Origin of the sequence: Paraoerskovia sediminicola, from assembly GCF_030296575.1 — a bacterium.
Taxonomy (GTDB): domain Bacteria; phylum Actinomycetota; class Actinomycetes; order Actinomycetales; family Cellulomonadaceae; genus Paraoerskovia; species Paraoerskovia sediminicola.
In genome coordinates, this window is record NZ_AP027729.1 from 149,117 (window position 1) to 170,727 (window position 21,611).

The 21,611-nt window shown below is 73.1% G+C and carries 22 protein-coding genes and 2 pseudogenes; 6 read left to right on the top strand and 18 right to left on the bottom strand.

Translation table 11 applies throughout. From position 1 onward, the window contains the following. Positions 1-167 precede the first annotated feature (167 nt). From QUE47_RS00855 to QUE47_RS00915, 13 genes and pseudogenes are all read right to left on the bottom strand, one after another. Entirely contained in the window at positions 168-581 is a 414-nt protein-coding gene (locus QUE47_RS00855; RefSeq protein ID WP_286218191.1) for a hypothetical protein, read from the bottom strand. A 107-nt stretch (positions 582-688) separates the two neighbouring features. Next, positions 689-1,159, bottom strand: a complete 471-nt coding sequence (smpB, locus tag QUE47_RS00860) for an SsrA-binding protein SmpB (RefSeq protein WP_286218192.1) — start codon at positions 1,157-1,159, stop codon at positions 689-691. 154 nt (positions 1,160-1,313) lie between these two features. Continuing rightward, on the bottom strand, positions 1,314-2,882 hold the full coding sequence (locus QUE47_RS00865) for a M23 family metallopeptidase (RefSeq protein WP_286218193.1): 1,569 nt from the start codon (positions 2,880-2,882) through the stop codon (positions 1,314-1,316). Continuing rightward, positions 2,882-3,796 (bottom strand): permease-like cell division protein FtsX, encoded by a 915-nt coding sequence (gene ftsX / locus QUE47_RS00870; RefSeq protein WP_286218194.1) that lies wholly within the window; start codon positions 3,794-3,796, stop codon positions 2,882-2,884. Before ftsX ends, QUE47_RS00865 begins: the two co-directional genes overlap by 1 nt. Beyond that, a complete protein-coding gene (gene ftsE / locus QUE47_RS00875; RefSeq protein ID WP_286218195.1) occupies positions 3,796-4,536 on the bottom strand; it encodes a cell division ATP-binding protein FtsE in 741 nt (246 codons plus the stop codon). Before ftsE ends, ftsX begins: the two co-directional genes overlap by 1 nt. Positions 4,537-4,708: 172 nt before the next feature. Further along, the gene (gene prfB, locus QUE47_RS00880) at positions 4,709-5,827 is read right to left on the bottom strand and encodes a peptide chain release factor 2 (protein ID WP_286218196.1); all 1,119 of its coding nucleotides are present in this window, start codon (positions 5,825-5,827) and stop codon (positions 4,709-4,711) included. Between the two features lie 30 nt (positions 5,828-5,857). Then, positions 5,858-6,301, bottom strand: a complete 444-nt coding sequence (locus QUE47_RS00885; RefSeq protein WP_286218197.1) for a pilus assembly protein TadG-related protein — start codon at positions 6,299-6,301, stop codon at positions 5,858-5,860. Between the two features lie 102 nt (positions 6,302-6,403). Beyond that, positions 6,404-6,886: a pilus assembly protein gene (locus QUE47_RS00890; RefSeq protein WP_286218198.1), complete on the bottom strand. Its 483-nt coding sequence runs from the start codon at positions 6,884-6,886 to the stop codon at positions 6,404-6,406. A 207-nt stretch (positions 6,887-7,093) separates the two neighbouring features. Continuing rightward, on the bottom strand, positions 7,094-7,426 hold the full coding sequence (locus QUE47_RS00895; protein WP_286218199.1) for a pilus assembly protein: 333 nt from the start codon (positions 7,424-7,426) through the stop codon (positions 7,094-7,096). 47 nt (positions 7,427-7,473) lie between these two features. Then, the gene (locus QUE47_RS00900) at positions 7,474-7,791 is read right to left on the bottom strand and encodes a hypothetical protein (protein ID WP_286219563.1); all 318 of its coding nucleotides are present in this window, start codon (positions 7,789-7,791) and stop codon (positions 7,474-7,476) included. Between the two features lie 108 nt (positions 7,792-7,899). Then, complete coding sequence (locus QUE47_RS00905) at positions 7,900-8,841, bottom strand: type II secretion system F family protein (RefSeq protein WP_286218200.1); 942 nt, start codon at positions 8,839-8,841, stop codon at positions 7,900-7,902. Beyond that, a pseudogene (locus tag QUE47_RS00910) lies at positions 8,838-9,691 on the bottom strand (type II secretion system F family protein). Before QUE47_RS00910 ends, QUE47_RS00905 begins: the two are co-directional and overlap by 4 nt. Further along, positions 9,691-11,042 (bottom strand): annotated as a pseudogene (locus QUE47_RS00915) (TadA family conjugal transfer-associated ATPase). The pseudogenes QUE47_RS00910 and QUE47_RS00915 overlap by 1 nt, the downstream one beginning before the upstream one ends. A 265-nt stretch (positions 11,043-11,307) precedes the next feature. Here QUE47_RS00915 and QUE47_RS00920 point away from each other — a divergent pair. Beyond that, positions 11,308-12,537, top strand: coding sequence for a pyridoxal phosphate-dependent aminotransferase (locus QUE47_RS00920; protein ID WP_286219329.1), 1,230 nt, complete (start codon positions 11,308-11,310; stop codon positions 12,535-12,537). Between the two features lie 103 nt (positions 12,538-12,640). On the opposite strand, the gene QUE47_RS00925 is transcribed toward QUE47_RS00920, so the two are convergent. Both QUE47_RS00925 and QUE47_RS00930 read right to left on the bottom strand, forming a co-directional pair. Further along, positions 12,641-13,948, bottom strand: coding sequence for an LCP family protein (locus tag QUE47_RS00925; RefSeq protein ID WP_286218201.1), 1,308 nt, complete (start codon positions 13,946-13,948; stop codon positions 12,641-12,643). Positions 13,949-14,007: 59 nt separating this feature from the next. Next, positions 14,008-15,228: a multidrug effflux MFS transporter gene (locus tag QUE47_RS00930; protein WP_286218202.1), complete on the bottom strand. Its 1,221-nt coding sequence runs from the start codon at positions 15,226-15,228 to the stop codon at positions 14,008-14,010. Positions 15,229-15,334: 106 nt separating this feature from the next. On the opposite strand from QUE47_RS00930, the gene QUE47_RS00935 reads away from it, so the two are divergent. Next, positions 15,335-16,090, top strand: coding sequence for an SOS response-associated peptidase (locus QUE47_RS00935; RefSeq protein ID WP_286218203.1), 756 nt, complete (start codon positions 15,335-15,337; stop codon positions 16,088-16,090). A 56-nt stretch (positions 16,091-16,146) separates the two neighbouring features. Here the strand turns inward: QUE47_RS00935 and QUE47_RS00940 are convergent, their stop codons facing one another. The 3 genes from QUE47_RS00940 to QUE47_RS00950 form a co-directional block, all read right to left on the bottom strand. Next, entirely contained in the window at positions 16,147-17,265 is a 1,119-nt protein-coding gene (locus QUE47_RS00940) for an adenylate/guanylate cyclase domain-containing protein (protein WP_434019712.1), read from the bottom strand. 85 nt (positions 17,266-17,350) lie between these two features. Continuing rightward, positions 17,351-17,623 carry a hypothetical protein gene (locus QUE47_RS00945; RefSeq protein ID WP_286218204.1) on the bottom strand — a complete coding sequence of 91 codons (273 nt, stop codon included), beginning with the start codon at positions 17,621-17,623 and terminating at the stop codon, positions 17,351-17,353. Continuing rightward, positions 17,614-18,273, bottom strand: a complete 660-nt coding sequence (locus QUE47_RS00950; RefSeq protein WP_286218205.1) for a biotin--[acetyl-CoA-carboxylase] ligase — start codon at positions 18,271-18,273, stop codon at positions 17,614-17,616. The genes QUE47_RS00945 and QUE47_RS00950 overlap by 10 nt, the downstream gene beginning before the upstream one ends. 113 nt (positions 18,274-18,386) lie before the next feature. Between QUE47_RS00950 and QUE47_RS00955 the strand changes: the two genes are divergently transcribed. The 4 genes from QUE47_RS00955 to QUE47_RS00970 are packed head-to-tail and all read left to right on the top strand — an operon-like array spanning position 18,387 to position 21,554. After that, positions 18,387-20,006, top strand: a complete 1,620-nt coding sequence (locus QUE47_RS00955; protein WP_286218206.1) for an acyl-CoA carboxylase subunit beta — start codon at positions 18,387-18,389, stop codon at positions 20,004-20,006. Next, positions 20,003-20,527: a hypothetical protein gene (locus QUE47_RS00960; RefSeq protein ID WP_286218207.1), complete on the top strand. Its 525-nt coding sequence runs from the start codon at positions 20,003-20,005 to the stop codon at positions 20,525-20,527. The genes QUE47_RS00955 and QUE47_RS00960 overlap by 4 nt, the downstream gene beginning before the upstream one ends. After that, complete coding sequence (locus QUE47_RS00965) at positions 20,524-20,778, top strand: acyl-CoA carboxylase subunit epsilon (protein ID WP_286218208.1); 255 nt, start codon at positions 20,524-20,526, stop codon at positions 20,776-20,778. Before QUE47_RS00960 ends, QUE47_RS00965 begins: the two co-directional genes overlap by 4 nt. Further along, entirely contained in the window at positions 20,775-21,554 is a 780-nt protein-coding gene (locus QUE47_RS00970) for a hypothetical protein (protein WP_286218209.1), read from the top strand. The genes QUE47_RS00965 and QUE47_RS00970 overlap by 4 nt, the downstream gene beginning before the upstream one ends. Positions 21,555-21,611: the final 57 nt, after the last annotated feature.

Consider the following 21,611-nt stretch of genomic DNA (forward strand, 5'->3'; position numbering starts at 1 on the left):
CGGGCCCGGAGCCGCTGCCGCGACCACCGGGATCTTCATACTACCGTCGCAACGTCGGGCAGGGCACGGCAATTCCCGACGTGCGTGTCAGACCCCTCTGGACGTCCGTCTGCACGGGCGTCTCGGAGCGCGCTCGAGCCGGTGACAAAGACCTCGTGGCGGGCCGCCTACGCGTCCCGCGTGACGGCGTCCGCCACCAGGCCGCCGGCGATGCCCAGCAGGAACACGTCCTTGGCCAGCCCCAGACCCTCGGGCGTGGGACGGACACCGTCCTCCCGGGTCATGCCCGGGGTGCGCAGGTACATCCCGACGAGCCCGCCCGAGAAGCCGCCCAGCGCCAGCCCGACCAGCCCCGAGGGGACGAACGGGACGAGGAGGGCCGCGCCGAGCGCGATCTCCGCCGTCGAGAGGGCCTTGACGAAGTCCTGCGGCTCGACGTCCGCGAGGAACGGGTAGGTGCCCGACGCCATCGCGTGGAGGCCCTCCGCCGTCTCGGCGTCGGCTCCGCGCTTGTCGAGGCCAGAGTTGAGGATGAAGGCACCTGCGGCGAGGCGAGGCAGGTACTGACGGAGCTTGGCCATGGTGGTTCCTCCAGGACGCGTGCGCGCCGGGTCGTCGTACGGGGTCGGCGCCGCCACCGTATGCGTGCAGCGCGGTCCTTGCAGCCCGCGGCGAGGCCGCGGCCGGGTCAGCGGAGCTCGCGCGACCGCATCGCCCGCAGTGCCTCTCGGTTGTCCTGCTTCTCCCGCAGGGCGTGCCGCTTGTCGTACTCGCGCTTGCCGCGGCCGACGGCGATCTCCACCTTGGCGCGCCCGTCCAGGAAGTAGAGCTGCAGCGGGATCAGGGTGTGGCCCTTCTCGCGGCTCTTGATCTCGAGCCGGTGGATCTCGTCGCGGTGCAGCAGGAGCTTTCGGCGGCGACGGGGAGCGTGGTTGTTCCAGGTCCCCTGCGTGTACTCCTGGATGTGGACGTTCTCGAGCCAGGCCTCGTCGTGGTCGATCGACGCGTAGCCGTCGGCCAGGGACGCGCGGCCCTGCCGCAGTGCCTTGACCTCGGTGCCGCTCAGCACGATCCCCGCCTCGTACACGTCCTCGATCACGTAGTCGTGACGAGCGCGGCGGTTCGTGGCGATCACCGATCGCCCCTTCTCCCTCACCATGCCGTAGCTCTCCTCCACCTGTGCGCTCCCGGTCCGGGCCGGAGAGCCAATCTACGCGACCGGGCGGGGGCGACGCCCCTGAATACCTGGGATACCACCGACCTGAGGCTCGCGGACCGACCCGACGACGGTGTCCCGAGAACAGGACGTCGACTCAGAGCACCGACATCGGGTTGACCCGATCACCGTTGAGGAACACCTCGAAGTGGAGGTGGCAGCCGGTCGACGCTCCACCGGTGTTGCCGGAGAGCGCGATGGTCTGGCCGGCGCTGACCCGCTGGCCGGGCGAGACCAGGTAGCGGGACAGGTGCTTGTACCCCGTCATGACGCTCGTCCCGCTGTGGAAGCCGTGGTCGACGACCATCTGATTGCCGCCGCCGGCGATGTACCGCGTGTAGAGCACCGTGCCCGACGCCGAGGCCTTCACGGGCGATCCGCAGGCCGCCCGGAAGTCCGTCCCGCCGTGAAGCCGCCACTCGTGGTAGACGGGGTGGAACCTGTTGCCGAAGCTGGATGTGACGTACGGGTTCGAGATCGGGTACCGCAGGAACGCGTACGGCGAGGACGAACCGGACGACGAGCCACCGGAGGACGACCCGCCCGAGGACGAGCCGCCCGAGGACGAGCCGCCGGACGATGAACCGCCGGAGGACGACCCGCCCGAGGACGAGCCCCCGGACGACGAGCCCGAGGACGAGTTCTTCTTGGCCTCCGCGTCACGCTTCGCCTGCAGCTCGGCCTGGCGCTTCGCCTCTGCGGCGGCCTCGGCCTTGCGCTTCGCCTCTGCGGCCTCCCGCTCCTTGCGGAGCCGCTCGTCGCGAGCGAGCTGGTCGGCGATCACCGCCTTGAGCTCAATCGTGACCGCCTCCTGCGCCGCCTTGGTCTCCTCCAGGTCGGCGAGGGTCGCCTTCTTCCGTTCCTCGATCGTCGCCTTCTTGGCCTGCTGCTGGACGATGAGGTCCTCGATCTCGGCCTTGCGCGCGGCCGCCGCGTCCTTCGCCTTCTGCGCGGCGATGACGTTCTGGTCGGCCTCGTCCTTGAGGTCCGCGATCGTCTCGCGGATCGCGCGCAGCCGCTCGGATCGGTTCCGGGCGAGAGACTGTGCCTCGCTCAGCTCGTCGAGCGACCTGGAGGTCGACCGTGCCGCGGAGGCAACGGCCGCGTACTCGTCCACGAAGTCGTCGGCGTTCTGCGCACCGGAGACGATGCCCAGACTCGTGACGCCGCCCTGACCGCGGAACGCCTGTCGCGCCATCTCGGCGAGGTCGGATCTCGCTCCCGCCACCTCGTCGGCGCTCTTCTCGATCTCGGCCGTGATCTGCGTCTCTTGGTCCTGCGCGTCCTGGAGTCGCTGGGCGAGCTGCTCGGCCTCGCGCTCCGTACGCTCGACCTCGGCCTCGGCCTCCGCGAGCTCGAGCCGGGCCGCAGGCAGGCGGGCCTCGATCGTGTTCAGGTCCAGGGCAGCCTGCGCCAGCTCGGAGTCCGTGTCCTCGAGCGCCGCCTCGATCTGCTTGCGCTCCGTCGCCTTCTGCTGCTGCTCGCGCTCCACCGCCGCCCTGCGGTCGTCGAGCTCGTCGGCGTGCGCCGACACCCCTGCGAAGAGCGTGAGCACGGCGACGACCACGGCCGCGATCCCGCGGCGGACGACGACGGCTCCCCGCGAGGGAGCGGAGCGGTCGGACCGCACGCCGGCGGTCAGGCGTCGGTCGGGGCTGGCCTGCATCAGATCCTCGTGTATCGACGGAGCGTGACCACGGACGATATCGCAGCGAGCACGAACGCGATGCCGATGAGAGCAGGAGCCACGAACAGCACGTCCGTACCGTCGACGTACGCCACCCACGAGACGGACTGCGCGAGCCAGTCCGTGACGAGGTACTGCACCCCCACGTACAGCCCCCCGACGGCGAAGAGCGCACCGATGACGGCAGCGATCGCCCCCTCGAGGAGGAACGGCAGCTGGATGAAGACGTTGGAGGCACCGACGAGCCGCATGATGCTCGTCTCGCGGCGCCGGCTGAAGGCCGAGAGCCGGATCGTCGTCGTGATGAGCAGGACCGCCGCCAGCAGCATCACCCCTGCGAGGCCGGCCGCGATCAGCGACGCACGGTTCAGCGCCAGGAAGAGAGGCTCGAAGATCGCACGCTGGTCCTCGACCGACTCGACACCCGGTCGCCCGGTGAGCACGTCGCTCACCACGACGTAGTCGGTCTCCGGGTCCACGAGCTTCAGCCTGATCGAGGCCTGCATGTCGTCCTCGGTGAGGGGCACCGACATGTAGCCGTCGGGGAACCTCTCCTGGAACGCCGCGAACGCATCCGCCTTCGACTCGACGTAGACGCGCTCGACCTGCTCCCCCAGCTCGTCGTCGATGACCGTCTGGAGGCCTGCGATGTCGTCCTCGGTCGCCTCGCCGGCGGCGCACGTGGGCGCGGGCGAGTCGTTCGGGCACAGGTAGACCGTGACCTCGACGCGGTCGTACCAGTCGTCCTTCAGCTTGCCGATCTGCATCTGGATGAGCGCGGCCGCCCCGACGAACGTCAGCGACACGAAGGTCACGAGGATGACGGAGATCGTCATCGAGAGGTTGCGGCGGAGCCCCGACCCGATCTCCCCGAGGATGAACTGCGCGCGCATCAGGCGTCCCCCACGGTCACGGCGTCGGGGGCCGGGGTCATGTCCCGCACCCGCCGCGACGAGTCGTAGGTACCCTCGGCCTGGTCACGGGTGACGTGACCGTCGGAGAGCTCGACGACGCGCCGACGCCACTGGTTGACGGTGTCCTCGTCGTGGGTGGCCATGACGACCGTCGTGCCCGTCCGGTTGATCCGGTCGAGCAGGCGCATGATGCCCATCGAGGTCGTCGGGTCGAGGTTCCCGGTGGGCTCGTCGGCCAGCAGGATCGGCGGCCGGTTGACGTACGCCCGGGCGATCGCGACGCGCTGCTGCTCGCCGCCGGAGAGCTCGTGCGGACGGCGCTTCTCCTTGCCGCCCAGCCCGACCATCTCCAGGACCTCGGGGACCTCGAGCTGGATCGTGTGCCGGCGCTTGCCGATCACCTGGAGCGCGAAGGCGACGTTCTCGAAGACCGTCTTGTTGGGCAGGAGCCGGAAGTCCTGGAACACGATGCCGATCTTGCGGCGCAGCTCCGGGACCTTCCAGCTCGAGAGGTTCGACAGGTCGCGACCCGCCACGAACACCTTCCCCGCGGACGGTCGTTCCTCACGCAGGACGAGTCGCAGACAGGTCGACTTCCCGGAGCCGGACGCACCGACGAGGAACACGAACTCGCCGCGCTCGACCTCCAGCGAGACGTCGTCGAGCGCTGGGCGCGCCCCGCGGGCGTACACCTTGGTGACGTTCTCCAAGCGGATCATCGAAGTCTCACGGTTCCATCGGGTCTGTGTGGTCGACCAGGGAACCGGGGTGCGTCCCGGTCCACAGGGCGGTCACGACAGTAAGCACCGAACCTGAGAGGCCGGACCCGACACGCCGCACGGGCCGAGGTGGGCGCGAGGTGGGGCCGACGCGTCGCGCGACGCGGCGGGATCAGTCTTCGGCGCGCTCGGCGGACCTGCGCCAGCGGATCCCCGCCTCGATGAAGCCGTCGATATCGCCGTCGAAGACCCCGGCCGTGTTCCCGACCTCGTGCTCGGTCCGCAGGTCCTTGACCATCTGGTACGGGTGCAGCACGTACGAGCGCATCTGGTCGCCCCAGCTCGCCTTGATGTCCCCGGCGAGCGCCTTCTTCTTGGCGTTCTCCTCCTCCTGACGGACGAGGAGGAGCCGGGACTGGAGCACGCGCAGCGCCGCGGCGCGGTTCTGGATCTGGGACTTCTCGTTCTGCATGGAGACGACGATCCCGGTGGGGATGTGCGTCATCCGGACCGCGGAGTCGGTCGTGTTGACCGACTGCCCGCCCGGACCCGAGGAGCGGAACACGTCGACCTTGATCTCCGACTCGGGGATCTCGACGGAGTCCGTCTGCTCGATCAGCGGGATGACCTCGACGGCGGCGAACGACGTCTGGCGGCGACCCTGGTTGTCGAACGGGGAGATCCGCACGAGGCGGTGGGTGCCTGCCTCGACGGAGAGATTCCCGAACGCGTAAGGGGCCTTGACCTCGAACGTCGCCGACTTGAGGCCGGCCTCCTCCGCGTAGGAGGTGTCGAGGACCGAGGTCGCGAATCCGTGCCGCTCGGCCCAGCGGAGGTACATGCGCATCAGCATCTCCGCGAAGTCGGCCGCGTCGACGCCGCCGGCGCCGGCGCGGATCGTCACGACGGCCTCGCGCAGGTCGTACTCGCCGGAGAGCAGGGTCCGCACCTCGAGCTCACCCAGGGAGCGTCGGATCGACCCGAGCTCCTTCTCCGCCTCGGCCAGCGTCTCGGCGTCGCCGCCGTCCTCGGTGGCCATCTCGACGAGCGTCTCGAGGTCGTCGATGTCGTTGCCCATGTGGTCGATACGGTCGAGCTCGTTCTGGGCCTGGGACAGGGCGGTCGTCACCTTCTGCGCCGCCTCGGGGTCGTCCCAGAGGTCCGGCGCCGACGCGGCCTCGGACAGCTCCGCGATCTTCGCGCGCAGCGCGTCCGGATCGCTCACGGCGCTGATCGTCTCGAGGGTCGCGCGGAGGGACTTGATCTCGTGCTGGAAGTCGATGGTGGCCACGAGGCACCAGGGTACGCGGGTCGCAGGGGCTCACCACGCCCTCGCCGTCGCGGTCGCGTGCAGCGGCACGCCGTCCGACCAGGGTCGCGTCGCCCAGCTGATGAGTGTCGGGCGCGACCTGGCCTCGAGGGTGACGGTCGCGGAGACCCCGTCAGGTGACCCGGCGGACGTGACGACCACCTCGACGAGGCCTCCGCTGCCGCCGCCCGCGGTCGCGAGGGCGGCGCGCGTCTGCACGTGCTCCTCGACCGCTCGCCGGACGGCGTCGTCGTCGAGAGCGAGGCCGCCCGACTCCGTCGGCGGCACCGCATCGGCCCCGTAGACGGCCCCCGGGTCCACCGCGTCCGCGGCCGCGAGCGCCGCGGAGTCGGCGAGATCGGCGAGCCGCTTGCGGTCCAGGTGGACGCCCGCGACCGAGACGCCGACCGTCACGAGGACGAGGACGAGCGCGAGGAGACCCGTCGTGAGCAGCATGATGCTCCCGCGCTCGCGGCCGTCCGTGCGGGGGCGGGCGTGCGGGGGCGGGCGTGCGGGGGGCGGGCGTGCGGATCGAGCGTCCGCGGCGGACGGCGGCCCTCACGGACCACCGCCCAGGACGCGATGGTCGTCGACGGCGGCGACGTGCACGGCCTCGACGGGGACCTGCAGAGGCAGCCGATCACCGAGCCCCTGCGGGACGAGCGGCAGCGGCACGTCGTAGGACACGAGCACCGCGACGGTGCTTCCTGGCTCCCGGCAGGGCACCGAGGAGCACTGCAGGGTGATGGTCGCCTCGCCGGGCAAGCCCTGGTCGGCGAGCGCGAGGTCAGCGACGACCTCCGACTGGCGACGGGCCTCGTCGAGGGTGTCCGCCGAGACGACCACGCGTGCCGTCTCGCGGGCGACGGCCTCCACCGCGAAGGCCCCGGCCTGGACCCTGGCGAGCGCGACGACGAGGTACACGACCGGCACGAGCAGGAGCACGGTCGCGCCGAGGAACTCCACGAGTGCGCCACCCGACTCGGCACCGTTGACCGCGACCGCCTCCCCCGCGTGCTCGTGCTGTCGCTCGCGCCGCACGGGGCCGGGCGCCGGGACGTCGGCCGGGATGCGCGCCCACCACGGTCGCTCGGTCCACGGGCGGCCGATCTCGGGGAGCTTGGTGAGCCCGGGGAGCTCCGTGAGTCCGGGGAGCCCGGGGAGCCCGGGGAGCCCGACGCGCCCAGCACGCGCAGCACGCGCAGCACGCGCAGCGCGACGATCCCCGCCCCCGCGGAGGTCGGGCTCTCACCCGGGCTCCACGACGGCGCGTCCGACGACGTGCATCGAACCGCCCGGGCCGAACAGGCCCAACGCCGGGAACGGCGCGTCGACCGAGACCTCGATCAGGTCGAGCCCGGCGGTCGTGGTCCGCCGCGAGCCGATGTGCTGCGCGTAGCGCGGGCCGAACGAGGCAGCGATCAGCGAGCGCGTGCGCTCGACGCCGTCGGCGGCCCCGCGGTCTGCTCGCGCGGCGACGCGGGCGCCCTCGCCCGCCGAGTCGACCAGGACCGCTCGCACGTGGAGGACGACGGCGGTCTGCACCACACCGCCCAGCACCGCGACGACCAGGGCGGCCACGAGCGCGAACTCGACGACCGCGGAACCACCGTCACCCCCGCGCCGGATCAGGGACCGCTGACCCCCTGGATCGCCTGGGTGAAGGCGTCCGTGAGCATGGGCCCGGCGACCGCCCACAGAGCGACGACCAAGCCGGCCGTCATCAGCGTGACGAGCACCCATCCGGGCACGTCCCCTCGTTCGCCGTCGATCCCGGCGAGCCTGAGCCGCACCCGGTCCAGGACGTTCCGGTGCTCGCCGGCCGAGCGCGCCCGGCTCGCGCGCGCGTTCGGACGTCCGGTCGCGCGACCCGAGGGCCCGAGACCTGCGATCGTCCGGCTCGGGGCCCCTCCGTCGCGGTTCGTGGTTCTGTGCGTCGTCGGCACGTTCGTCTCCTTCGTTCGGTGCTTCTCGGATCGTCATCGGGATTTGCAGCGGCGGGTCGATCGGTCCTGGCTCGCGTGCCTGCGCCCCGTCGAGGCGCGTCGGGTCGCTCACAGCCCGATCCGCAACGTGACCAGGCCCGGGTAGAGGGCGAAGACCACCGTGACCGGCAGCACGAGGAAGACGACGGGGACGAGCATGGCGATCTCCTTCTTGCCGCCCTGCTCCATGAGCTCGCGTCGTCCGGACTCCCGGACGTCCTGCGCCTGCGCCCTCAGGACGTCGGCGATCGGGGTGCCCCGCTCGACGGCGACCGCGACGGCGCGCGCGAACCTCGTCAGGGTCGGCAGCTCGGTGCGCTCGGCCAGACCCTCGAGCGCCGCGGCCAGCGGGACGCCCGATCTCATGCGGGCCCGCAGCTCGACGAACTCGCGGGCGAGCGCGCCGTGCACCGTGCGAGCGACGCGGTCGATTGCAGCGAGCGGCCCCTCGCCGGCACCGACCGCCAACGCCAGCAGCTCGGCGACGGCCGGGAACTCCGCTTGCATCCTGGCCTCGTGCCGCCGTGCTCGTCGCGTCAGGTCGTGGTCGCACGCGAGCGCCCCGACGACGCCGAGCACGGCGACCAGCAGACCCGCGACGAAGACGTCGACCCCGCGACTCACGGCGAGCAGCATCGACAGGGCCAGTCCGCACGTGATGCCGACGACGGCCCAGATCACCTGCCTGGTCCGGAAGGCCTCGACCGGGTCGTGGGAGCCGGCGCGGCGCAGTCGACGCTCGACGTCGGCGTGCGACGACCCGAGACGTTCGATCACCCGCACCGCGGTGTCACGTGCCGGTCGGAGCAGCAGGACCAGAGGACCGGCACCCGTGCCGGCTCCTCCGTCGGTGGCCAGGAGCGCGGACCGCGAGTCGTGCGCCCGCAGGTACGGAGAGACCCGCTCGTCGAGCCGGATCCGGCGTGCCCTGAGCGCCGAGAGGGTCAGCGTGATCCCGACACCGACCCCGAGCCCGGCGAGGGCGCCCTCGACGGCCCAGCCGCCCGTCATCGCAACACCCGTGCGTCGTCGGGGAGGCGCCCGATGCGGATCATGGCGCGATAGGCGACGACCGACGCGACCGCCCCACCGGCGAGCACGAGACCGCCGGTGACCGAGTCGTACGCGGCAGCGGTGCTCGGCCGGGTGGCCAGCAGCGCCAGCACGAGCCAGGGCGCTGCCACCGCGACCCGCGCTCCGTTGACGGTCCACGACTGCCGGGCCTCGAGCTCTCCCTCGTCGCCGCGTCCTCCCTGAGGAACGTCGAGAGCGTGCGCAGGAGCCTGCCGAGGTCCGCCCCGCCCACCTCCCAGGTGATCCGGAGCGACTCGACCACGCGGTCGCCGACCGGGTCCGCGAGCCGCTCCTTCAACGCGTCGAGGGCGTCGCCGAAGCGCCGGCCCGCGCGGTGGTCGCGCGCGAACTGCGCGAACGGCCCGCGGAGCGCCTCCGGACCGCTCTCGCCCAGCTGACCGAGCGCCTCAGGGAGGCTGAGCCCGGCCCGGACGCCCGAGGCGAGATGGTCGACGGCGTCGGGCCACACGTCGCGCAGCACCGCACGGCGTGCACGGGCTCGGGCGACCACGACCGCGCGAGGCGCCAGGAGGGAGAGCAGCACGAAGCACGACGTGATCGTCGCCGACCGGGTCATGACCGTACCCACGGCACCCACCACGACGCCGAGCAGCAGGCTGACGCCGACGAGCGCACCGGGGCTCACGTCCGGGAACCCGCCCTGGACCAGCAGGTCCTGAGTCCGGGCGCGGAGGTGGCTGCTCCCGCGCGGAGACCCGCCAGACCAGCAGGAGAGCCACACGAGGCAGAGTCCTGTGCCGAGGACGTGACCGACGACGACCCCCATCAGCCGTCCCACCGCGCCGTGCCGTTCCCGACGCCGACGTCGCGCCACAGGGCGGCGATGTCGATCCCGGCCCGCTCGAAGCGGTCCTCCCCGGAGGGAATCCCTGACCTCGCACGAGCCGGTCCCCTTCCCGATGGAACAGGTCACAGGTCTCGACGACCCCTTCCTCGACCCGACCGGGGACGCCACGGATCTCCTGTACCCGCCGGCCGCCGTCCGACCCGATGGACAGGTGCACGACCACGTCCACCGCAGCCGCGACGGTCGGGACCACGAAGTCCGCGGAGATGTTGGGGCCTGCCAGCAGCGGCAGGGTGCAGAGCTTCACCAGCGCTTCCCGGGCGGAGCTCGCGTGCAGCGTGGCGAGGCCGGGGATCCCCGCATTGAGAGCGATGAGCAGGTCCAGGCTCTCGGCCTCCCGCACCTCGCCGATGACGATCCGGTCCGGGCGCATCCGCAACGCCTCCTTGACGAGCCGTCGCAGCGGCACCTCACCCGTTCCCTCGAGGCTGGGCTGCCGGCACTGCATCGCGACGTGGTCGCGCGCGTCGATCTGGAGCTCGAAGACCTCCTCGCAGACGATCACGCGCTCCTGACGCGGGATAGACCCCGCGAGCGCGTTGAGCATCGTGGTCTTGCCTGCCTGGGTCGATCCGGCGACGACGACGTTCAGCCCCGCGCGCACCGCGGCGTCGAGGTACGTGGCCGCCTCGGGGGTCAGCGACCCTCGCCCGACGAGGTCGCGCAGACGCGTGACCTTCGCGACGTGCTTGCGGATGTTCACGGCCATGTGCGTGCGCGTCACGTCCGGGATCACGACGTGCAGCCGCTCGCCGCCCGGGAGCGTGGCGTCGACAAAGGGGCTCGAACGGTCGAGCCGGCGGCCGGAGGAGCGCAGCATGCTCTCCACCAGGTCGCGCACGAGCGTCGCGTCGAGGATCGTCGTCGTGAGCTCGGGGACGCCGTTGCGCGCGACGAAGACCGTCTCGGGCGAGTTCACCCAGATCTCCTCGACGCTCGGGTCGTCGAGGTATCGCTGGAGCGGACCGAGGCCCGCGACGGCGTCGAGCACGCACCTCGCCGTCTCAGCGAGGTCGACCAGCGGCGGGACCGCACCCAGGGCCGACCGACGCTCGTAGTCGGCCAGCACGTCGTCGACCAGACGGACGACGGCGGGCCGGTCGCCCACCGGGTCGACGTCGCGCCGGCGCACGAGCTCGCGGACCTCGGCCTCCACCGTGGCCAGGGCGCCGCGGCCCACGCGCTCGCCGGCGCGGCCCCCGGCGCTCCCGGCAGCGAGGACGGCGCCACGGGTCGTCTCCCGGGTCGGTGCAGACACTCGTGCCCCCATTCGGTCGCGCACCGACCCCCTGCCGGCGCTCAGAACCCTAGGTGAGCTCGGCACCTCGGTCGGGAGCGCCTGTGGACAACGCGTCTTCACTGCTCGACCGGCGCGCGGCCGGCACGGGTACGGCCCAGGGGCGCTCGGGCTAGTGTCGTTCGTCATGCACCCCGTGAACCGGCCGGCGGAGGGCGTACCGCCCGTGTCCCAGCCAGCGCCCGCGCCGCAGCCCACGTCCGCGTCCGCACCCGACCCGACCCGTGCCGCCGGCGACGTGACGTCCCGGTGGCAGGCCGTCGCGCACGCCACGGGCCTCCAGCGCGCCGACGGCACGGTCGGGCAGACGATCTTCGCCGAGATGACGGTCCTCGCGAACCGGACCGGGGCGATCAACCTCGGCCAGGGATACCCCGACGTCGACGGCCCGGACGCGATCCGCGAGCTCGCCGTCGACGCGATCCGCGCCGGCCACAACCAGTACGCGCCCGGCGACGGGATCCCCGCGCTGCGGACCGCGATCGCCGACCACCAGCGGCGCCGGTACGGGCTGACCGTCGACCCCGACTCCGAGGTCCTCGTGACGACCGGCGCGACGGAGGCGATCGCGGTCACGCTCCTGGCCCTCGCGGGGCCGGGCGACGAGGTCGTGACCCTCGAGCCGTTCTACGACTCGCACGCGGCGAGCATCGCCATGACGGGCGCCACGCACGTCACCGTGCCCCTGCGCGTCGACCCCGCCGACCCCGGCCGGGGCTTCCGGCTCGACCGCGCCGCCCTGCGCGCCGCCGTCGGGCCCAGGACCCGCCTGATCCTCGTGAACTCGCCCCACAACCCGACGGGCACGGTCCTCGACGACGGCGAGCTGTCGGCGATCGCGCAGGCCGCCCGGGAGCACGACGCGATCGTCGTCACCGACGAGGTCTACGAGCACCTCGTGTTCGACGACGCGCGGCACGTCCCGATCGCGAGCCTCCCCGGCATGGCGGACCGGACCGTGACGATCAGCTCGGCCGGCAAGACGTTCTCGTTCACCGGGTGGAAGGTGGGCTGGCTCCACGGCCCGGCGCACCTCGTGACCGCGATCCGCACGGTGAAGCAGTTCGTGACGTACTCGTCCGGGCCGCCGTTCCAGCACGCCATCGCCCACGCGCTGACCGACGACTCCGTGCCGCAGCGCCTCGCCGCGACGCTCGCGACCCGCCGGGACCTGCTCTGCGAGGGTCTGGAGCGCGCCGGGTTCGGCGTGTCCGTCCCCCGCGGCACCTACTTCGTCGTGGCGGACGGCGCCCCGCTCGGCCACGAGGACGGCGCCGAGCTCTGCCGGCGGCTCCCGGAGCTCGCCGGGGTCGTCGGGGTCCCGGTCTCGGCATTCTGCGGCCGGGCGTCGGACGGCGGCCCGTCAGCCACGGCGCGAGACCTCGCCTCGCGCGTCCGGTTCACCTTCGTCAAGCGGGAGCCCGTGCTGCGTGAGGCGGTCGAGCGGCTCGGCGCGCTCTCGGTCTGACCCGGCGCTGCGCGACCGCCCGACCCGCCCGGTCGGTCGACTGCGCCGCCTGGTCAGTCCGCGCAGACCCCGGCCGCGACGGTCGGGGACGGCGTCGGCGTCGTCACGGAGTCGTCGGTGCCGTCCGAGGCGTCGTCGGTCGGCTCCGGCTCCTCGGTGGCGCTCCCGGACGGCTCGGCGTCGGCCACGGGCACGGCCGTCTCCTCGGTGAGGTCGCCGGTGTCGCCGGTGTCGAGCGGCGGGAGACCGGGGGCTCCTCGTCCGCGGCGATCCGCTCCCAGATCGCGTCGGCCTCGGACGTCCAGACCACCCGGTTGGGGTCGGACGGCGCCTCGACGACCGGCAGCGAGGTGAAGAGGATCCGGTCGCTGGGCATCGACCGCAGGCTGAACGCGAGCCCACCGAGGGTCACCGGGCTCGCGAGGGCAGGGCTGGTCGAGATCGACGCCAGCACCTGCTGGACCACCCTGTAGAGCTTCGGGGCGTCGGTGACGATGTTCTTGGACAGGACCTCACGGGCCATCGCGTCCAGGAAGGCCTGCTGCCGGGTGATCCGGGTGAGGTCGCTGCCGGCCTCGAGGCCGAAGCCAGTGCCGTGCCGCACCCGCAGGAAGTCGATCGAGGTGCGACCGTCGAGCACCTGCTCGCCGGCGGGCAGGTCCAGGTCCGGTCGCTTGCCGTGCATCTCCTCCGGCAGGCACATCCGCACCCCGCCGATCGCGTCCACGATGGGCTCGACACCGTTCATCTGGACGACCACGTGGTCGGTCGTGAGCACACCGGTGAGCTGCTCGACCGTCCTGCGGGTGCAGGCGGCAGCGCTCGCGATGTCCTCCTCCGCTCCTCCGCCGAGGGTGAACGCGGTGTTGAACATCGCCGACCGGCGCGAACCGGTCGTGGACCCGTCCGCGCGGGTGCAGGAGGGGATCGCGACGAGCGAGTCCCTGGGGATCGAGACGATCTCGGCGCGCGTCCGGTCGGCGGCGACGTGCACGACGAACGTCGAGTCGGAGCGCATGCCGTCGGCCTCGCCCGCCAGGTCCTCGTTCGTCCCGTCGCGGAGGTCCGTCCCCATCACGACGATGTTCAGGGGCTGTCCCGCGAACGGGTCGACGGGGTCGGGCGCGGTCGTGGGGACGCTCACCTGGCGCTGTTCCGGGCGGTCGTCGCCGAGCAGCGGGTCGACGTCGTCGACCGTGATCTGGGACTTCAGGTCGACGTAGCTGGCCGACGCGCCGACGGCGACGAAGGCGAGGATGCCGGTGAGCGTGAGCGCCGTCAGCCGGAGCCATCGGTGACCGCGCGCCGGAGGGACGTGTCGGGGTCCGGGCACGACGGCCTGGACCGGCCCGCGGCGAGCAGCGCCCGGGTCGGCCGCTGCCCCGTCCCCGGAGGACGCCTTCGTGGCCATGACCGCAGGTTACGACGTCACGGCGCCGTCGTGGGCTCTGTGCCCGAGCATCGGCGTGTTCACGGTTCGGCGTGCCAGCCGCCACGGCGGTAGGCGGGGGTCGCGGTGGCCAGGACGAGGATCGTCAGGAGCACGGCACCGAGCATGACGGTGGCCATCGCGACGGCGTCCCCGCCGAGCACGCCGACGAGCGGGCTCACGAGCCCGGCGATCCCCGACTGGAAGGCGCCGATGACCGCGGCGGCGGTACCGGCGATCTCCCCGTGGCGGGACAGCGCGAGGGCGGAGGCGTTCGCCGGGACGAGCCCCTGCATGGACAGCACGAGCCACAGCGCGACCAGCAGGCCGACGAGACCGCCGACACCGGTCAGGGCGACGGCCAGCAGCGCCAGCGCGAACACGCCCTGGAGCACGATCGCGAAGCGCAGGAGCCGGATCGGTGCCACCTTGCGCACGAGCGCGGCGTTGACCTGTGCGGACAGGACGAGCCCGATGCCGTTCACCGCGAAGAGCACGGCGAACTGGCCGTGCGACAGGCCGAACCCCTCCTGCAGGACGAACGGGGAGCCGACGACGTAGCTCATGATCACGGCCATGCCGAGCCCGGGGATCACGGCGAGGGCGAGGAACCTGCGGTCGGCGAGCAGCGTCCGGTAGCCGTTCAGCACCGCGCGGGCGCCGCCGGGGCGCCGCCGCTCCGGCGGCAGCGACTCGGGCATGAACTTCAGGACGAGCAGGGCGAGCACCGTACCCATGACGGCGAGCACGACGAAGACCCACCGCCACCCGCCGACGCCCAGCACGATGCTCCCGATCGACGGCGCCAGGAGCGGCGCGAGCCCGATCACGAGCATGAGCCGGGACAGGATCCGGGCCGCCTCGGAGCCGGTGAACCGGTCCCGGATGACGGCGATGGCGACGACCTGGGACGCGGCGTTGAAGAACCCCTGCATGACCCGCAGCACGATCAGCGCGCCGACCGACGGGACGACGGCGCACAGCAGCGACGTCACGACGTGGAGCGTGAGCCCGACCACGACGGGCAGCCGGCGACCGTACCTGTCCGACAGCGGCCCGATCACGAGCTGGCCGACCGCGCCACCGATGAGCATCCCGGAGACGGTGAGCTGCGCCATGGCGGGCGACGACCCCAGGTCCTCCGCGACGTCCGGCAGCGCCGGCAGGTACATGTCGACGGTGAAGGCCGGGAGCGCCGCGAGGGAGCCGAGCAGGAGCACCCAGCGCACGGTGGAGCGGCGGGGCGCGGCAGGAGTGGTCACCGGGCTGATCCTACGGCGCAGCGAGCCCTCTGTCGTATCGATTCGATCACTCGTCTCGCGTGGTGGTCACCGGCCGGATGTCGGACCCGTGCGGCACCCTGGACGCATGTGCGGACGCTATGCATCGTTCACCGACGCCCAGGATCTCGCCGACGAGCTCGCGGTCGCCGAGATCGCCGACGACGCGCGGATGCTCCCGCCGTCGTGGAACGTCGCACCCACCGACCCGGTCCGGATCGTCGTCGAGCGCGCACCCCGGCCCAGCAGCACGACGGACAGCGGGACGGACAGCGGGACGGAGAGCGGGACGGACGTCGTCCGCTCCCTCCAGGTCGCGTCCTGGGGCCTCGTCCCCAGCTGGTCGAAGGACCGCTCGCGCGCGGCCCGCGCGATCAACGCGCGCTCCGAGACGCTCGCCGAGCGGCCGACGTTCGCGAAGGCGTTCGCCGCCCGTCGGTGCCTGGTCCCCGCGGACGCGTACTACGAGTGGCGCAAGGGCCAGACGGCGAAGCAGCCCAAGCAGCCGCACGCGATCGCCGCCCCCGACGGCCACCGGCTCACGTTCGCCGGTCTCTACGAGTTCTGGCGCGACCCGGAGCGCTCGGACGACGACCCCGACCGCTGGCTCGTCTCGACCACGATCGTCACCCGTGCCGCGGTCGGCGACCTGACCCGGATCCACGACCGCATGCCGGTCGTCGTCCCGGCAACGGAGCGGGACCTGTGGCTCGACCCGGCCGTGGGGTCGGACGCCGCGGCGTCGGTCCTCGCGTCGGCTCCGGTCGAGCTCGTGGCCCGGCCCGTGTCACGGGCGGTCGGTTCGGTGGCGAACGACGGCCCCCACCTGCTCGAGCCGGTCTGACCCTGCCCCTGCCCCGGCCCGTCGGCCGGCGCTGCGGCTCAGGCACGCGCTGCGGCTCAGGCCGACGACCCCCGGGAGAGGCGCGACGGAGCCACGACACCCAGCCCCTGGAGCTCGCGGGGCGCCACGTCGGTCACCACGAACCGCGGTTCCGTGCGCAGCCGGGCGGCCGTCGCGGGGTCCACGAGGACGGTCGACGGCTCCGCGATCTCCGTGAGTCGGGCCGCCAGGTTGACCGAGGTGCCGAACACGTCGCCGAACCGCGACAGGACCCTCCCCCACACGAGGCTGACCCGCACGGGCGGCACGTCGCGCGCCGTGCTGTTCTCCCCCGCCGCGTCCGCGAGGGCGAGGGCCACGTTCGCTCCCGTCACGACGTCGTCCGCCACGAAGAGCACCGCGTCCCCGATCGTCTTGACCACGCGGCCACCCGCCCGCGTGATCTCGTCGCGGGCCCCGGCCTCGAACGCCTGCACGAACTCGGCGAGCTCGGCAGGGCCGAGCCCCGCCGTGCGGCGGGTGAACGACACGATGTCGGCGAAGCCCACCGCACGCGGGAGCGGGAGCTGGGACGCGTCGTCCGACGCCGAGCCCCGGGCCCCCGAGAACTCGGCCGCGAACCGCCCGGCGACCGCCGCGAGCTGTCGCCGCCACGCGTGCAGCAGCTGGTGCTCCAGCACCGGGGCGAGATCGGGCAACCGGTCGAGCACGAGGAGCCGGGCGCTCGTGTCGTCCAGGCGGAACCGGCGTGCCATGTGCTCGACGAGCGCCTCGACCTGCCACAGCGCGAGGCGCTCGGTCGTGTGGCCCGTCGACCGGACGAGCGTCGTCTGGATCTGCTCGTCGAGGCCCTCCGTGCGGAACAGCTCCGAGATCTCCCGCAGCGCCCGCACGTCCGACTCGGCGAAGTGGGGCTCCGCCGGGTCGGTCACCGGGAGCCCGAGCCACCGCCAGTAGTCCTCGACCTGCGCGGGGTCGAGCGCGGCGTCCTTCGCGAGGTCGTCCAGCGCCAGGTCGCGGCGCCCGCCCAGGAGAGCGGCGTCCAGCCGCGACGCCGTCTGCGAGGCGTCGTCGACGGCGGCCTCCACCCGCGGCGCAGGTGCTGGACCGGGGTTCGTCGACGACGACCCGGCCGCCGGGGCGGGGTCCGAGGGAACGTTCGCGTCGTCGGGCACGCCGCCATCATAGTGACCCTGCTCACCCGCTCGGCACCGTGCTCGACGGGCCGGCGCGGCCGCCGCCTGTGGCCGCGTGAGGGCCTCAGGCGGAGAGACGCAGGTGGTGGACGTCGCCGGCCACGACCCGGTGCGTCGACGACCCGTCGTCGACGAGGAGCGCACCGTCACCGTCGATCCCGGTGGCACGACCCTCGAGGACGCCCCCGCCGACGAGATCGACCCGGACCGGGCGGCCCAGCGTGCCGCAGAGGTGCGCGTAGTCGTCGGCGAGCCCCGCCTCCACCGCGTCCCCACCGGCGTCGTACCAGCGCCCGAGGATCCCCGCGAACGACTCGTGCAGCGCGGTCAGGAGCACCTCGCGGTCGACGGTCGCCGCCCCGGCCAGCAGGAGCGACGTGGCCGACGGGACCGCGAGCTCGTCCTGGGTCTGCGAGACGTTGATCCCGAGACCGACGATCGCCCCGCCGTCGGGCAGGACCTCCGAGAGGATCCCGCCGACCTTGCGCAGGTCCCCCAGCCGTCGAGCTCCCGGTCCGGGCTCTCGACGCCGTCGCCCCGGTCCGTCGGGGCGGGCAGCAGGACGTCGTTGGGCCACTTCAGCACCGCCGGCACCCCGGCCGTCGCGCGCAGGGCGTGGGCCGCGGCGAGCCCCGCGAGGATCGGGAGCCACGAGACCCGGTGCGCCGGGACCGCGGGCCGCAGCAGGATCGAGGCCAGGAGCGAGCTGCGCGGCGGGGCCGACCACTCGCGACCCGACCGCCCTCGGCCGGCGCTCTGGTGCTCGGCGACGAGCAGCGACGGCGCCGGCCAGGCCTCAGGGTCGGCCCGCACGGCGGCCGCGAGCTCCGCGCTCGTGGACCCCGCGGCCTCGATCACCTCGACGCGCAGCACGGGACGGCCGTGCCCGGAGAGCAGGGTCCGGAGCGCCTCCGCACGCAGCGGCTCCCGGACAGGGGCCGCGGGTGCGGTGCGGTCGGGCTGGTCGGTCTCGGGCGTGGTCGGCACCGCTCCATCATGCCGCGCAGCGCCCGACTTTGTCCGCAACCGCCAACCCAGGGGCTCCACGCCTGCCCGGCGCGCCGTCGATCCCCGCGCGCACAGCAACTAGTGTCGTGCGGGTGAACACCGCAGCCACCGACGCCCCGACGCCACCGGAACCGGCCGTGTCGACCGCCGCCAAGCTCGAAGAGCTGGAGCGCCGCCGCGCCGCCGCCACGACCGCACCGGGGTCCGCCGCCCAGGAACGCCAGCACGCGCGGGGCAAGAAGACCGCCCGCGAGCGCATCGAGGCGCTCCTCGACGAGGGGAGCTTCGTCGAGCTCGACGCGCTCGCGACCCACCGCTCGACGAACTTCGGGCTGGACCGCAAGAAGGTCGCCGGGGACGGCGTGGTCGTGGGCCACGGGACGATCGACGGCCGCCAGGTGTGTGTGTACTCGCAGGACTTCACGGTGTTCGGCGGGAGCCTCGGCGAGGTGCACGGACAGAAGATCGTCAAGGTCCAGGACCTCGCGCTGCGCACCGGGGTGCCCCTGATCGGCATCTCGGACGGCGGCGGCGCCCGCATCCAGGAGGGTGTCGCGGCCCTGACGCAGTTCGCCGAGATCTTCCGCCGCAACGTCGCGGCCTCAGGCGTGATCCCGCAGATCTCGCTGATCCTCGGCCCGAGCGCCGGGGGCGCGGTGTACTCGCCGGCGCTCACCGACTTCATCGTCATGGCCGACAAGACCTCGAACATGTTCATCACCGGTCCGGACGTGATCCGCTCCGTCACCGGCGAGGACGTCGGGTTCGAGGAGCTGGGCGGGGCGCAGACGCACAACGAGAAGTCGGGCGTCGCGCACTACATGGGCAGCGACGAGGACGACGCGATCGACTACGTCCGCCACCTCGTCGGGTACCTCCCGCAGAACAACCTCTCCGACCCGCCGACGTTCGTCCCCGAGGACGACTCCGCGACGGAGACGACGGAGGCCGACCTCGAGCTCGACACCCTCGTCCCGGACTCGGACAACCAGCCGTACGACATGCGGACCGTGATCGAGCACGTCCTCGACGAAGGGGCGTTCCTCGAGGTCCAGCCCATGTACGCGCGCAACGTCGTCGTCGGGTTCGGGCACGTCGAGGGCCAGGCCGTGGGCGTCGTCGCCAACCAGCCGCTCGCGATGGCGGGCACGCTCGACATCGACGCGTCCGAGAAGGCGGCCCGGTTCGTCCGGACCTGCGACGCGTTCAACATCCCCGTCCTCACGCTCGTCGACGTGCCGGGCTTCCTCCCCGGTGTCGACCAGGAGCACCAGGGCATCATCCGCCGCGGGGCGAAGCTCATCTACGCGTACGCCGAGGCGACGGTCCCGCTCGTCACCCTCATCACGCGCAAGGCGTACGGCGGCGCGTACATCGTCATGGGATCCAAGCAGCTGGGCGCCGACGTCAACCTCGCCTGGCCGACGGCCCAGATCGCCGTCATGGGCTCAGGCGGTGCGGTGAACATCCTGCAGCGCGGCGCGCTGAAGAAGGCGGAGGCCGACGGGCTGGACGTCGAGGCCGAGCGTGCCCGTCTCGTCGCCGAGTACGAGGACGCGATCGTCAACCCCTGGGACGCCGCGCAGCGTGGCTACGTCGACGCCGTGATCCGCCCGTCCGAGACGCGCGTCCAGATCGTGCGCGCCCTGCGCGCGCTGCGGACCAAGCGCGCGAGCATGCCGCCCAAGAAGCACGGGAACATCCCGCTGTGAGCCACGACGACCCGACCCACGGCCCCGTCCCGCTCGGGGCGGTCGACGCCGCGCCCCTGCACGCCGCCGTCGACCGGATCACCGCGGCCCTGCACGAGTACGTGGGCGCCGCCGTCGGCGTCCGGGCCGAGTTCGGCGCGGCCGAGGCCGACGACGACCCGCGGATCCTCGCCCTCGAGGCGCGGATCGGCATGCTCAACGGACAGCTCTACGACGCGTTCCACGACGCCCTCGGGACACACCCCGACGTGACGTCGCAGATCTGGGAGCCCGCCGACGACGACGGCGCGGACGACGACCCGGACGTGCGCGCCACGGAGGCCGACGTCTTCTACCTCGGCTACGTGGTCGGCACCCCTCGCACGACGACGGACGCGACGCTCGACGGCGTCATGGAGATCATCGACTCCGCCGGCGCACGCATCGCCCAGCAGCTCCTCGACACCGGGTTCCACGTCGGCGAGTGGGGCGTGTCGCGCGGCGAGGCCCCCGACTTCTTCGACGAGGAGGACGACGAGTGAGCGAGTCCGCGGACCCGTCCAGCCTGCGCATCGTGCGCGGATCCCCGGACGACGACGAGGTCGTCGCCCTCGTGGCCGGTCTGAGCGCGGCGCTCGCCGGCGGCGTCGTCCCCGAGGACGCGGCGCCCGTCGACGAGTGGACCAACCACGCCCGCGGCCTGCGCGGGAGCGGCGGGACGACGGCCAAGAACTTCGGCGGCAGGTCAGGGCGCCACAACGCCGACGCGTGGCGCTGGAGCCTGCAGTCGTGACCACCGGCGCTCCGGGGCCCGACCGCACGTCCCGTGGCCGCGGGCTCCCCAGCACGGTGCTGCTCGAGGTCGTCGAGAGCCCCGAGGCCGTCGAGGCCCCGATCGGCGACCTCCCGCCGGCACCGCGGCGGTCCGCGGTCCGGCGGCTCGCCTGGCTCGTGCCGTTCGTCCCCGCGGTCGCGCTGATCGCGTGGCAGCAGGTCGCGCAGTGGCAGGGCTGGGGGCTCCCTCGGTGGACCGCGTGGGCGACGATGGTCGCGGTCGCGGCCACAGCCGCGGCGGCGCTTCTCGAGCACCTGGCGCAGCGCCGGGAGAGCGCCGAGGCGCGCGGTCGGGCGGCCCTGCTCGCCGACCCTGTCCGGACGACCGGCTCCGTCGAGGTCGCGGCCCGTGACTCGGCGACGCTGACGTACACACGCGCCGACGACCCGGTCCGGGCGCGGACGGCTCGGGTCGACCAGGTCCTCGACCGTTCGGGGCGAGATGCCGCGGACCGCGCCCGTGGGGGCGCTGACGACGACGCTGCTGCGCCCGTCGCCGAGGACTATGTCGAGGACCACGTCGAGGACACGCACCCCCGACCCGGCAGGCACGAACCCGTCGCGGTCTGGTACGCCACAGCGCCCTCCGGCACCGACGTCGTGCTGGCGCGGTACGAGCGACGCTGGGCGGACGAGGTCCTCGCCTCGCTGTCGGACGACGCCGCGAGCCCGCCCGGTGGCCTCGCCCCGGGCGAGGGCACCGAGGGGTCCGCAGACGCCGAGCCCACCGACTGACGCGACCGGCTCCCCGCCCCGACCGACCTGGCGGCCCCGGACCGCCCGGACCGGCCG